Origin of the sequence: Amycolatopsis sp. NPDC051061, from assembly GCF_040682935.1 — a bacterium.
Lineage (GTDB): Bacteria > Actinomycetota > Actinomycetes > Mycobacteriales > Pseudonocardiaceae > Amycolatopsis.
The window spans coordinates 65,528-78,161 of sequence record NZ_JBFBBZ010000010.1; the positions used below are offsets into that span (position 1 = coordinate 65,528).

A 12,634-nucleotide genomic window follows, 5' to 3' on the forward strand; every position below is an offset into this window, starting at 1 on the left:
ACGGCGGATGGGCGGGCCTGGTGCTTTCGAGTCCACTGTGGAGCGATTCGGTCCGCGTCGCGAAGTCCCGGCACGGGCCATCCTGGCCGGGATCGACGGTACGGACACGGCCATGCGGGCGGCCGCCTTCGCCTTCGGCATGGCCCGCCGCCAGGGCAGCCGGCTCATCGTCGTCTTCGTGGCGTGCCCCGCACCGCTGACGCCGCTCCGGCCGGCGGTCGCGACGGTGCTGGAACACGACACGGCGACGCACCTGTACGCCGAGCTGCGCGACCAGATGCGCGACGCGGCCGAAGAACTGAGTGTGCCGGTGGCGCTGGTCAAGACGTACGGCGACCCGTTCACGGCCCTGCGCGACACGGCCGACCGCTGCCAAGCCGACACGGTGGTGGTCGGCGCGTCCCAGAAGGCCGGCCACCGTTTCGCGGGCTCGGTCGCGACGAAGCTCATCAGGGCGGGCCACTGGCCGGTGCTGGTGGTTCCCTGACTCGTCGAGCACGAGAAAGAACCGTTCGAGTGACAGGGAAAGGCGAGCCGCGGCGCTAGCCTCGAACCATGAAACGATCTTGGGGAGCTCTGGTCGTCGCCCTGCTCACGCTGGTCTCGCTCGCGGTCCCGGCCACCGCGTCGACCCGTTCGGACGTCTTCTGCCGCGGCAACGCGGTGGGCTTCCCCGGAAAGTGGGGAGCGGTGTCCAAGCCGTGCAGCTTCACCAGCCCGCCGCAGTGGCGCGGGTACCTCGAGGTCACCTGGTTCGTGGAGGCGGGCACGCAACAGCGCGGCTGCGTCGACGGCCGGATGGCCAGCGTGCGCGAGGAACGCCCGTGGCGGTCCCTGGGCTGTGGCAAAGGGGCCACCGGGCGGGTGAGCTGGCCCGCGAACACGTTGTCGCTGCTGGAGATCCGGGTCAAGAGCGTCAACGTCGGGCTCGCGGAGGTCACCTACGAGATCTGACCGCTCCGGTAGCGGGCGGCGAGTTCCGTGCGCTGGCCTCCGAAAGCGGCCAGCTCGGCCCGGAACACGGCGTCGAGGAGGCTCGTGTCCTCGACGCCGGGGGCGCAGACGACCTCGCCCAGTTCGAGGCCGCGCAGCGAAGCGGACACGACGTCGGCGGCGCTCATCCGCGGGATCGCGCTCAGGTCCAGGCCCTGGCGCTCGTGGAACTCCGTCGCGACCACGCCGGGGCACACGACCTGGACCCGGACGCCGGTGCCTTCGAGCTCGGCGCTCAAGGTCTGCGACAGCGTGACGAGGTGGGCGAGGGAGCCTGCGTAGACGGCGCGCCGGGGCAGCTGGGAGTGGGGCGCGGGTCCGCTGAACGCGATCATGCCGGCCACGTTGACGATGGCGCCGCGGCCGCGCTCCTGCATGCCCGCGACGGCCGCGCGGGCGAGCATCGTGGGGGCGAGGACCTTGACCTTGACCAGTTCGCGGGCCCGGCCGGCGGGCAGGTCGGCCAGCGGCATGTAGTGCGCGACGCCCGCGTTGTTCACCAGCAGGTCGAGCGGTTCGGTGGCGGTGATCTCCGCGACGGCGTCGATGCCTTCGTCGGTGGAGAGGTCGGCCGCGACGGCGCGAACCTTGACGCCGGTGTGGGCGGCGGCGAACTCGTCGAGCCGATCCTGTCGCCGGCCGACGAGCACCAGGTCGTGGCCGTCGGCGGCGAGGCGTTCGGCGAACGCCTGCCCGACCCCGGAGGTGGCGCCGGTGACGAGGGCGAGCTTGCTCATGCGTGGTTTTCCTGTTCACTCGTGGTGCGGGCGGCCGGCGGCAGGGCCGCGGAGGCCAGGAGGGCGAGCTTGTCCGCGGCGTCCGTGCCGGCATCGGGGTGGTAGACGGCGAGGACGAGGCCCGGTGCCTCGCTGATGAGGAGCTTTTCCCGATTCAGCACCAGTTCGCCGACCGAAGGGTGGTCGAACCGCACGGTCGCGCCCCGCCGGTTCGCGACGTCGTGGCGCGCCCACAGCTCCCGGAACCGGGGGCTGGCCAGCGAAAGCTCGCCGACCAGCTCGATGAACCGCGGATCATCGGTCTCGGTGCCGACGGACTGCCGGAAGCCGGCGACCAGGCCACGGGTGGCGAGTTCCCAGTCCGGGAAGAGCGCCTGCTCGGCCGGATCGAGGAAGACGTCCCGCAGCCGGTTGGCGCCCACGACGAGGCGGGGCGAGAGCGCCGCGGCGAGCGGGTTGGCAGCCAGCACGTCGAGGTAGCGGCCCTCGACGAAGGCGGGGAGTGACAGTGCCGCCAGGAACTTGACCGTGCCGGGTGGGACGGTCTCCTTGCGCCGTCGCCGCGTCCGCCGGGGCTTTCGATCGGCGAGGCCGATGAGGTAGGCCGTGGTGTCCTCGTCGAGCTGCAGCACGCGGGCCAGCGACTCGAGGACCGACCGCGACGGGTTGCGGTCGCGACCCTGTTCCAGGCGCAGGTAGTAGTCGGCACTGATGCCGGCCAGCATGGCGACCTCTTCCCGGCGCAGCCCGGGAACCCGCCGCACGCCGGAGATGGGCAGGCCTACTTGTGCGGGGGTGAGCAGCTCACGGCGGGCGCGGAGGTGATCGCCCAGGAGGTTCGGCTCATCGGTCATGGTTCGACTGTAGGTCGCACCGCGGGCCCGTGCCTGGTCCTGTCACTCCCAGGAACCGGCGGAGGCTTTTCAAGATGCGGCTTCGCCGGGGCGTGAGAAATCGGCGCTTCCTGTTGTTGCTACTCGCTCGGCGCGAGAGCGCCGATTCCCCACGCTACGGTGCCCCTGCCGGGCTGCCATTCTCCACCTGATCGGTAACTGTTCAGGTCGTTGTCGGGCTGTGAGCGGGCTTGTGGGATGATCTTGTTGTGGGGGAAGGTGTTCGTCCGTCGTATGACGAGCTGGCCGCGCTGGTCGCAGCGCAGGCCGTGGAGTTCGCGCGTGCGCGGGAGGAGATCGCCCGGTTGAGGGACGAGGTCGCCCAGCTGAAACGCCGCCTCGGGATGAATTCGGGTAACTCGTCGATGCCACCGTCCTCGGACCGGTTCAGCAAACCGGCACCGAAGTCGTTGCGGGGCAAGAGCAACCGCAAGCAGGGTAAGCAGCCCGGAGCGCCGGGGGCGAACCTGTCGCTGGTCGACGACCCCGATCAGGTCGTGGATCATGTGCCGTCGTCGTGTTCGGGATGCGGCAGCGGGCTGCACCGGCGCGACGAGGTCGGGGTGACACGCCGGCAGGTGGTGGACCTGCCCGAGGTGCGCCCGGCGGTGACCGAGCACCGCCTGCACCGGCTGCGGTGCCGTGGCTGCCGCCACGTCACCACCGCGCCCGGGCCGGCCGAGGCGACCGCACCCGCGTGTTACGGGCCGAACGTGACCGCGTTGGCGGTGTATCTGCTGAACTTCCAGCATGTTCCGGTCGCGCGAACCGCGCAGCTGCTGGCGGACCTGATGGGGTTGCCGGTGTCGACCGGCTGGGTCGCCGGTGTCCTCACCCCGGTCGCCGCCAACCTCGACGAGTTCGCCGAGCGGGTCGAGCAGGCTTTGCGGGCAGCGCCGGTAGCACATTTCGACGAGACCGGCATCCGGGTCGAAGGGAAGAACTGGTGGCTGCACGTCGCCTGCACCCCACACCTGACCGCGTATCTGCCGCACCGTCAGCGTGGCGGTGAGGCGATGGACGAGTTCGGGATCCTCAACTACTTCCGTGGTGTCGCGGTCCACGACGGACTGATGTCGTATCAAGACTATGGACGCAAACACGCCCGGTGCAATGCCCACCATCTGCGCGAGCTGGTCGCAGCCGGCGAAGCCCACCCCGAGCACACTTGGCCCAAGATCGCGGTCACCACCCTCGAACTGCTCAACACCGCCGCCCATGCCGCACGAGACGACGGTCTGGACACGATCCCCGCCCACATCGTCGATCCGCTGATCTCCCGGTTCGTCCGCACCATCCACCTCGGCCTGCTGCTGCACCCACCGGGCCGGGACCGTAAGCAAAGCAAGACCCGGAATCTGCTGGTGCGCCTACGCGACTACCAGCACCAGGTGCTGCTCTTCGCCCGCGACCTCACGGTCCCGTTCACCAACAATCAGGCCGAACGCGACCTACGCATGATCAAAGCGCAGCTGAAGATCTCCGGCGGCTGGCGCACCCGGCACGGCGCCCACACCTGGCTACGCGTCCGCGGCTACATCTCCACCGCCCGCAAAAACGGCCTCCACATCATCACCGCACTCCGAGACGCCATCACCGGAAACCCCTGGCTACCAACAACTATCGAAATGACCTGAACAGTTACCCTGATCGAGTGATGAACATGCGTTCGTGGGCCGGTAATCTTGGTGTGTGGACAGCGAAGCGGTGATGCGAGCGGATGCGGTGGCCTTGGCCGACCGCATCTCCGGGCTGCTCACTGTGGTGCGGTCCGCCGAGGCCGAGATCGGTTCTCTGCTCATAGAAATCGAGTCGCGCGGGGTGATGGAGCTCTTCGGATACCGTTCTGTGGCGCGGTTGTTCGAGCACCTGGCCGATGTCCCGAAGGCTGCCGCTGAGTCTGTAACCAAGCGAGCCCGCGCCCTTGCGCCCGGCCGGAACCTCGATGGCACACCTGTTTCCGCTGTTGCTCCCGCCACCGGCGCTGCCGCGTCGGAGGGTCGGTTGAGCACGCCGATGATCGACACGATCGTCGACGCCCTGACCCAGATCCCGCCCGAGCATCGTGAGGAGGCCGAGCAGCATCTGCTGACCTTCGCCGACGACGCCGGGCACAAGCAGGTCGCCGCTCTGGGTGCGCGGATCCTGGCCCACCTCGACCCGGACGGCCAGGAACCCGACACCACCGAACCGGCCACCCCCAGCCGCGAGCTTTCCTTGCGCCGCAAAAGAACCGGGGTCTGGGAGTTGAACGGCCGCTTCGACGACGAGACGGGCTCCCGCGCCAGCGCCCTGCTCGACGCGCTGGCCGAACGCCGCACCAGCGACGAGGGCCCCGACCTGCGCTCCCCGCAGGAACGCTACGGCGACGCCTTCTCCGACGCGATCGACCTGGCGTTGAACTCCCCCGATCTGCCGATGCAGGCCGGCGAACGAGCCCACCTGATGGTGGCGGTGTCGTTGGAGGACTTGAAGTCGGGCGTCGGCCGGGCCGTCCTCGGCGACACCGGCACGATGTCGGCGGCCGAAGCCCGGATCCACGCCTGCGACTGCATGCTCATCCCCACGGTGCTCGGTGGCAAGAGCGAACCCCTCGACCTCGGACGCCAACGCCGCCTGGTCCCGCCCGGAATCCGCCGCGCGTTGTACCTGCGCGACCGCGGTTGCGCGTTCCCCGGCTGTCATCGTCCACCCCGGCACTGTCAGGGTCACCACGTCCGGCATTGGGCTGATGGCGGCCCGACCGAGCTGGGCAACATGGTGCTGATGTGCGCCCATCACCACCGCCTGCTGCACCGCTCGGGCTGGCAAGTCCGCATCGCCGCTGACGGCCTCCCGGAGTTCTTGCCGCCGGTGTTCCTGGACAAACGCCGAAAACCCAGGCGCAACAACCTGCATCAACCGTTGCCGTTCGCGGCGTAGACAATCGCACATGGGAAAGGCCCGCAGCCACCGGCTACGGGCCTACACCCACGCCAGGGATGAACAGGGTCGCCACCAACATCCCATCCCAGCCCCAGCCGTTAACGCGCAGCCTCAGTCGCCGTCCCCATCGCGTAGCCGCACCGCGGTCGCCACCACTCAGCCCGGCCACCGCCGCCAAAGCTATCCCGGCACCCCCACCGGAGGCAGTGTCTGCCCGTGGCAGCCCGGCGCCGGCACGCTGACAAGCCACCGCGATCCATCCGACTTCGGAAGGCATTTACCGCGCCCAGCTCGACCGGGCCCAAGCGGCCGCCGGCAACGGATCCCCACCCAGGTCCGAAAAGTACCAATCACCCGAGAGAACCGTCGCAATCCTCAAAATCCTGCATCCGACGGTTCGCCTCCCCCAGCCCCTCGGCCAGCACCCGCAACTGCTCCGGGCTCAAAACGTCCACCAGCAACTCCCGTACCAAACCCACATATCCCGCCCCCGCCAGCGAGAGCCGCGAAGCGCCGTCCTCGGTCAGGACCGCGTACACCGCCCGCACGTCACTCGGGCACGCCCGCCGCTGGACCAACCCCGCCCGCTCCAACTGGCCGATCTGATAAGTCAACCCGCTCTTCGAAGCCGCGATCGCGCACGCCAGCTCCGCCATCCGCAGCTCCCGCTCGGGAGCCGCCGCCAACCGGGCCAAGATCTCGTACTGCAAGTGCGACAAGCCCGCGTCGCGCTTGAGCTGCTGATCCATGCGCTGGTGCAGGAGGGCGTACGTCGTCCGGAGCGCCGTCCATGCCCGCTGCTCCTCGGTGCTCAACCGGCCCATGCCGACCAGCCTAGTTCAAATTCGAACCGCTCAAGAGAGAGGCTGTTAGTGTCGACACGTCGGTATTCGGCCGAAGCCAACGTGGAGTCGCGTGTCCGAGGCGTTGACGTTCGATCCGGGGGCCGCTGCCCGTGTGCGGCTGTGCAGCCGCCGGGACAACGGCTGGTCCTCCGTGCTCGTGCGGCTGCTCGACAACGCCGAGGAAGCCGAACTCGACCTGCCGCCCGTCGGCGACCAGATCGTCGTGCTGGTGAGCCAGGGGACCACGACGATCGAATCGTTGCACGGTGCGCACTGGCGACGTGCGGACTACCGTCCCGGCTCGATCGGCATGACCGCGCCCGGGCAGCCGACGCGGATCCGCTGGTGCGGAACGGATCGCACCCAGACGACGCATGTGCACCTCCCCGGCGCCCTGATCGACCGCACCGCCCTGGACCTCTGGGGCCGGGACGCCACCCGGCTCGGCCGGCCGGACACGCTCGCCGTCGAGGACCCCGTGCTCGCCTCCGTCATGGGAGCGCTCAAGGCGGCCGCTCTCGCCGGCGCCGATGAGCTCTACGCCGAGTCGGCTGCCACGTTCCTCGCCGTCCACCTGCTGACCCGTCACGCCGAGGCGCCGCGACCGCGCGAGTTCGGGCGCGATGAGCTGCGGACGCGCCGGGCGGTGCAGTTCATCCGGGACAACCAGCACCTCCCGCTGACCCTCGGGGACATGGCGGCCGCGGCGGAGCTGAGCCCGTTTCACTTCCTGCGTGTCTTCAAGACGGCCACCGGCCAGACGCCGTACCGCTTCCTGACCCGGGTCCGGGTCGAACGGGCCTGCCGGCACCTCGAGCGCGGCGAGCTGTCCGTCACGGAAATCGCGCAGGCGTGCGGATTCGCGACGCCGTCCCGGTTCGCTTCGGCCTTCCGTGCCCAAATCGGACTCTCGCCTTCCGGATACCGGGCCACGGTGCGGCACCAGCGATGAAACCCAGCAATAAACGACGGCCCGGGCAGCAACCACGGGAAGGCGCCCCACCCGCGCGCGGGGCTAGCGTCGCCGCGTGTCCACTCCAGAAACCACCGTCGAAGCGACCGTCAACGGCGAGGCCGTCCGGCTCGAGCTGGATCCCCGTGAGTCGCTGCTCGACGTGCTGCGGGAACGGCTCGGCCTGACCGGCACCAAAAAGGGCTGCGACCAGGGCCACTGCGGCGCCTGCACCGTGCACCTCGGCGGGCGGCGCGTGGTCTCCTGCCTGACCCCCGCCGTGCAGGCCGCCGGGCAGGACGTCACCACCATCGAGGGCGTCGCCGGCCCCGGCGGCGCCCTGCACCCGCTGCAGCAGGCCTTCGTCGACCACGACGCGCTCCAGTGCGGCTACTGCACGCCCGGCCAGATCATGTCCGGCCTCGCCTGCATCGCCGAAGGCCACACGGCCGACGACGACCAGATCCGCGAGTACCTGAGCGGCAACCTCTGCCGCTGCGGCGCCTACGTCGGCATCGTCGCCGCCGTCCGGCAGGCGGCCGCCGCCGCCGCTACAAAAGAACCAAGCAAGGAGGGCTGATGCGTTCCTTCGCCTACATCGCGCCCGGCAGCGTGGTCGATGCCGTCGACGCCCTCCGCGACGCCGCGCCCGGCACCAAGGTGCTCGCCGGCGGCACCACGCTCTACGACCTCATGAAGCTCGGCATCGAGACCCCGCCCGCCGTCGTCGACGTGCACCGGCTGCCCGAGCTGAACGCCATCGAGACCCGCGAACACGAGCTGGTCTTCGGCGCCGGCGCCCGGATGGCCGATGTCGCCGACCACCCGGCCGTCCGCGACGAGTACCCCGCCCTGTCCGAGTCGCTCTGGCGGGCCGCGTCCCAGCAGCTGCGCAACATGGCGAGCGTCGGCGGGAACCTGTTGCAGCGCACCCGCTGCGGCTACTTCCGCGGCGGCCCGGAGTTCCCCTGCAACAAGCGCGACCCCGGCAGCGGCTGCGCGGCGCTCGAAGGCCACGACCGCACCCACGCGCTGCTGGGCGCCAGCGACGCGTGCATTGCCACCTACCCCGGTGACTGGGCCATCGCGCTGCTCGCCTTCGACGCGGTCGTCGACGTCGTCGGCCCCCGCGGCGAGCGCACGGTTCCCCTGGACGAGCTGCACGTCGAACCGGGTGACGACCCGACGCGCGAGCACACCCTGGACCCGGACGAGCTCATCCTGCGCATCCGCGTCCCCGCGACGCCCGCCGGCCGCGGCTCCACCTACCTGAAGATCCGTGACCGCGAGTCCTACGCTTTCGCGCTGGCGTCCGCGGCCGTCGCGCTGACCGTCGAGGACGGCGTGATCGGCGACTGCCGGATCGCGCTCGGCGGCGTCGCCACGCGGCCGTGGCGGGCCGGCGACGCCGAACGCGTGCTGCGCGGCGCACCCCTGACGCCCGAGGCCGCCCGCCACGCCGGGGAAGTCGCCTTCGCCGGCGCACGTCCCGGCACCTACAACGGATTCCGAGTCGAGCTGGGCATCCGCACCGTCGCCGACGCCGTGCGCATCGCTGCGGAGAGGGCCTCCCGATGACCGACACGCGCCGAGTGGACGCCTACGAGAAGGTCACCGGGCAAGCCGCCTACGGGACCGACCGCGTGCCCGAGGGCGTCGCCTACGCGACGCTCGCCCTGGCCCGGATCGGCCGTGGCCGGGTCACCCGGGTGGACACCACCGCGGCCGAGGCCGTGCCGGGCGTCCTGCTCACCGTCACCCGCTTCGACGCCGAAGAGCTGCGCGGCGCCGGCTTCATCATGGGCGGCGGGTTTTCCTTCCAGAGCCTGCAGCCGCTGCTGGACGACCACATCGCCTATCGCGGCCAGCCGATCGCCCTGATCGTCGCCGAGAACCTGGTCGCCGCGACCGAGGCGGCCGAGCTCGTCACCGCCGAGTACGAGACCGAGCCCTTCGCCGTCCACCTCGGCGCCGAGGGCGCGACCACGCTCGTGCAGGAGGAGGCGATCCCGCTGCCGTTCCTCGCCGACATCAAGGTCGGCGACGCGGACGCGGCGGTCGACGCGAGCCCGGTCCGGATCGACAGCACCTACGAGTACGCGGCGCAGCACGCCGTGCCGATGGAGCTGAACGGCGGCGTCGTCGAATGGCGGGGCGACACGCTCGTCGTGCACGAAGGCACCCAGAACGCGGCCGCGCTCCGGCACGGTCTCGCCCAGCAGCTCGGCATCGACGCCGCGGACATCGAGGTGCGCTCGCCGTACGTCGGCGGCGGCTTCGGCCAGAAGAACTCGCTCCAGCCGCACCTCGGCCCGCTCGCCCTGGTGGCGCGGCGCCTCGGGCGGCCGGTCAAGCTCGTGCTGGCCCGCACCCAGACGTTCCACAACGGGAGCTTCCGCCCGGCCACCCGCCACCGCGTCCGCCTCGGCGCGGACGCGTCCGGCAAGATCCTCGCCGCCGTCCACGAGGTCGACCAGCAGACGTCCCGGCACGACCTGTTCCCGGCGATGCACACCGAGGTCACGTCGCGGCTCTACGGCTTCCCGGCGTTCCGCGGCCGGCACCGCCTCGTCCAGACCGACGTGCAGACGCCGGGCTACATGCGGGCGCCGTTCGAGAGCTCGGCGGCCTTCGCCTTCGAGTCGGCCGTCGACGAGCTCGCCTACGCCACCGGGCAGGACCCGGTCGTGCTGCGGCTGGCCAACGACACGATGACCGACCCGGTCACCGGACGGCCCTTCTCCACCCGCTTCCTCGCCGAGTGCCTCCGCCGCGGCGCCGAAGAGTTCGGCTGGGCGGACCGGAACCCGGAGCCCGGCTCGATGCGGGCCGACGACGGTTCGTTCATCGGCTGGGGTGTCGCCGCGGGCAACTACCCGGGCAGCATCGTGCCCGCCGTCGCGCACCTGACCGCCGGCGCGGACGGCTGCGTGACGGTCGGCGTCGACGGCCACGAAATGGGCCAGGGCATCCGCTCGGCGATCGCGCTGCTCGTGGCCAGGGACCTCGGCATCCCGGCGCGTGACGTCGAAGTGCGGGTCGGCGACACGCGGTTCGCGGCGCAGCACCTCACCGCGGGTTCGTGGGGGACGGCGAGCGCGCTGCCGGCCGTCCACTCCGGACTGCGGGAGCTGCGCAAGCACCTGAACGTCGCCGACACCGGCGAGGTCGACGTCGCCGCGGCCGTCGAGCGCGCCGGGCACCCGGTCGAGGTCGAAGCGAGCACCCTCGGGCCCGGTCAGCCGCCCGAAGCGCTCGACCAGGCGAAGGCCGGGCACCTGGCCATTTCCGGCCCGGTCTTCCCCGAGTTCTGCACGTTCAGCTGGGTGGCCCACTTCGTCGAGGTCCGCGTGGAGCCGACGACGTGCCGGATCCGCGTGCCGCGCGTGGTCAGCGTCGTCGACTGCGGCCGGGTCGCCAGCCCGGTGACCGCGGCGAGCCAGGTGCGCGGCGCCGTCGTGTGGGGCATCGGCGGGGCACTGCGCGAGGAGAGCCTGGCCGACGACCGGTTCGGCGGCTTCCTCAACTCGACGCTCGAGGAGTACCCGATCATGGTCAACGCCGACGTCCACCGCGTCGACGTCGCCTTCGTGGACGAGCCGGACCTGCTGTTCAACCCGGTCGGGGTGAAGGGGCTCGGCGAGGTCGCGATGGTCGGGGTCGCGGCGGCCGTGGCGAACGCCGTCCACCACGCGACGGGGAAGCGTCACCACCGGCTGCCGATCCGCCTCGATGACGTCCTCTGAGCAGCTCGCGGACGATCGCCCGGCGGTCTGCAAGCCGGACGCGCTCACCCCGGTAGCCCTGGCCGACGCGCGGCGGAACCAGCCCCGGCGGGGGCTGCTCGGGCTGGCCTTCGTCCTGCCGGTGACCGCGCTGCTCGCGGCGGGCGCGGGCGGCCCGGCGACCACGCTGGAGGCGCTCGGGCCGCCGGTGACGTTCGCGCTGCCGATCGTCGCGATGATCGCGTTCTGGTGGGAGGACTGGCCGGGCAGCCTGCTGCGCGGCGGCTGGTCGGGCCTGTCCGACACGGCGCTCGTCGTGGCCGGGGGAGCGGCGCTGACGCTGCTCGCCCGGGCCGTGACCGGGACGGCGTCGGTGCCGCTGGCCGCGGGCATCTTCACGCTGATGCTGCAGCTGACGCTGGTCGGGGAGGGCTGGCCGCTGCGGGGCCGCGGCTCGCGCTGGCCGGGTGTCGCGGCGTTGGCGGTGTGCTGGATCGCGGGGCTGGCGCTGTACCTGGCCCTGGTCCGCACCGGCCTGGTGCCGGCCGAGGACTACGGCGCGTGGTTCGCCGTGCTGGGCGCGTGGCAGATGGTCTGGTACGTGGCGCTGCGCGGCTGGCCGTTCGCGCGCATCCGGCGGCGGGCGGTCCGCCTGGCGACGGCGCACGGCGCGGTCCTCGCCTGTGCCTGGACCACCTACGCGGTGGCGCCGCCGGATCGGCTCCCGCCGGTCGCGGGCGCGGCCATCGCGTCGGCGCTCGTGGTGGCGATGCTGTTCGAAGCGTGGCCGGCGATCCGGCTGACGCCGTTGCCCGGCCGCAGCCTGGTGCTGGTGCTGGTGGCGCTGCTGACGGTGGCCTTGTCGGCGGCGTTGCCGCTGGTGGCGCGCTGGGCGGGAGTGCCGGAGCGGCTGGTCACGGGCTGGACGACCCACACGACGTTGAACGCGCTCAGCCTGGCGGTGATCCTGCACGTGGCGGTCTGGCGGCGCTGGCCCGCTTCAGCGCCGTGACGCCGCGGTCGCCAGCTCCTCGGTGATCTTCTGCAGCAGCTCGGTGGCCGCGTCGCCGAGTGCTTCGAGGTCGGCCAGGGTCGTCTCTTGGGTTTTCACAGTTCGTCCTCGAAAGCTTCGTGGCGGGCGATGACGGCTTCGGCGAAGGCAGCGTGCACGCGGAGGTATTCGTCGAGACCCACCGCGGTCTCCGCCCACGCGTGCCACCGGACGTGCGCCTCGGCGACGTCGATCTTCGCCGCGGCGGCCGCGGTCGTGGGGCTGGTGCCGGCGAGGATCGCGTGGTGCATGAGCGACGGCGACGAGTTCCGGGCGAGCTCGGCCAGCGCGGCGAGGTGCGCCAACTCGGCGAGTGCGTCGGGGGCGACCGGACGGCGGCGCGGGACCGGAACGGGCCGGGCGTTCCCGAGACCGCCGGTCAGAACGCTGGTCATCAAACGACTCCTGGACGGAAGAAGCTGAGGAACCTGAACGGCTGACGTTTACCCCGCCCGTGGTGGGGTAAACCCGGGCGCTGGTGATCTCCGTCTCACCGATTCGGGTGGCAGAATC

At 71.3% G+C, this 12,634-nt stretch carries 13 protein-coding genes; 9 read left to right on the forward strand and 4 right to left on the reverse strand.

Annotated elements, in window-relative coordinates:
* Positions 1-7 precede the first annotated feature (7 nt).
* Together AB0N03_RS15775 and AB0N03_RS15780 are read left to right on the forward strand one after the other, a co-directional pair.
* A complete protein-coding gene (locus AB0N03_RS15775) occupies positions 8-487 on the forward strand; it encodes a universal stress protein (RefSeq protein ID WP_364371211.1) in 480 nt (159 codons plus the stop codon).
* Between the two features lie 68 nt (positions 488-555).
* On the forward strand, positions 556-954 hold the full coding sequence (locus AB0N03_RS15780) for a hypothetical protein (RefSeq protein ID WP_364371213.1): 399 nt from the start codon (positions 556-558) through the stop codon (positions 952-954).
* On the opposite strand, the gene AB0N03_RS15785 is transcribed toward AB0N03_RS15780, so the two are convergent.
* Both AB0N03_RS15785 and AB0N03_RS15790 read right to left on the reverse strand, forming a co-directional pair.
* Complete coding sequence (locus AB0N03_RS15785) at positions 942-1,730, reverse strand: SDR family NAD(P)-dependent oxidoreductase (protein WP_364371215.1); 789 nt, start codon at positions 1,728-1,730, stop codon at positions 942-944. The two genes, AB0N03_RS15780 and AB0N03_RS15785, sit on opposite strands and share 13 nt — an antisense overlap.
* Entirely contained in the window at positions 1,727-2,584 is an 858-nt protein-coding gene (locus tag AB0N03_RS15790) for a helix-turn-helix transcriptional regulator (protein WP_364371218.1), read from the reverse strand. The genes AB0N03_RS15785 and AB0N03_RS15790 overlap by 4 nt, the downstream gene beginning before the upstream one ends.
* Before the next feature lie 230 nt (positions 2,585-2,814).
* Here AB0N03_RS15790 and AB0N03_RS15795 point away from each other — a divergent pair, with 230 nt between their 5' ends.
* The gene (locus AB0N03_RS15795) at positions 2,815-4,260 is read left to right on the forward strand and encodes an IS66 family transposase (protein ID WP_364371220.1); all 1,446 of its coding nucleotides are present in this window, start codon (positions 2,815-2,817) and stop codon (positions 4,258-4,260) included.
* A 55-nt stretch (positions 4,261-4,315) separates the two neighbouring features.
* Positions 4,316-5,545 (forward strand): DUF222 domain-containing protein, encoded by a 1,230-nt coding sequence (locus AB0N03_RS15800; RefSeq protein ID WP_364371223.1) that lies wholly within the window; start codon positions 4,316-4,318, stop codon positions 5,543-5,545.
* A gap of 353 nt (positions 5,546-5,898) precedes the next feature.
* On the opposite strand, the gene AB0N03_RS15805 is transcribed toward AB0N03_RS15800, so the two are convergent.
* Positions 5,899-6,372, reverse strand: a complete 474-nt coding sequence (locus AB0N03_RS15805) for a MarR family transcriptional regulator (protein WP_364371225.1) — start codon at positions 6,370-6,372, stop codon at positions 5,899-5,901.
* A gap of 91 nt (positions 6,373-6,463) precedes the next feature.
* On the opposite strand from AB0N03_RS15805, the gene AB0N03_RS15810 reads away from it, so the two are divergent.
* The 5 genes from AB0N03_RS15810 (at position 6,464) to AB0N03_RS15830 (ending at position 12,082) form a co-directional block, all read left to right on the forward strand.
* Entirely contained in the window at positions 6,464-7,345 is an 882-nt protein-coding gene (locus AB0N03_RS15810) for an AraC family transcriptional regulator (protein ID WP_364371228.1), read from the forward strand.
* A gap of 76 nt (positions 7,346-7,421) precedes the next feature.
* Positions 7,422-7,925, forward strand: coding sequence for a (2Fe-2S)-binding protein (locus tag AB0N03_RS15815; RefSeq protein ID WP_364371231.1), 504 nt, complete (start codon positions 7,422-7,424; stop codon positions 7,923-7,925).
* Positions 7,925-8,923 carry a xanthine dehydrogenase family protein subunit M gene (locus AB0N03_RS15820; RefSeq protein WP_364371233.1) on the forward strand — a complete coding sequence of 333 codons (999 nt, stop codon included), beginning with the start codon at positions 7,925-7,927 and terminating at the stop codon, positions 8,921-8,923. Before AB0N03_RS15815 ends, AB0N03_RS15820 begins: the two co-directional genes overlap by 1 nt.
* Positions 8,920-11,091, forward strand: a complete 2,172-nt coding sequence (locus tag AB0N03_RS15825; protein WP_364371236.1) for a xanthine dehydrogenase family protein molybdopterin-binding subunit — start codon at positions 8,920-8,922, stop codon at positions 11,089-11,091. Before AB0N03_RS15820 ends, AB0N03_RS15825 begins: the two co-directional genes overlap by 4 nt.
* On the forward strand, positions 11,078-12,082 hold the full coding sequence (locus tag AB0N03_RS15830; RefSeq protein ID WP_364371239.1) for a hypothetical protein: 1,005 nt from the start codon (positions 11,078-11,080) through the stop codon (positions 12,080-12,082). The genes AB0N03_RS15825 and AB0N03_RS15830 overlap by 14 nt, the downstream gene beginning before the upstream one ends.
* A 95-nt stretch (positions 12,083-12,177) precedes the next feature.
* Here the strand turns inward: AB0N03_RS15830 and AB0N03_RS15835 are convergent, their stop codons facing one another.
* Complete coding sequence (locus AB0N03_RS15835) at positions 12,178-12,516, reverse strand: hypothetical protein (protein ID WP_364371242.1); 339 nt, start codon at positions 12,514-12,516, stop codon at positions 12,178-12,180.
* Positions 12,517-12,634 lie beyond the last annotated feature (118 nt).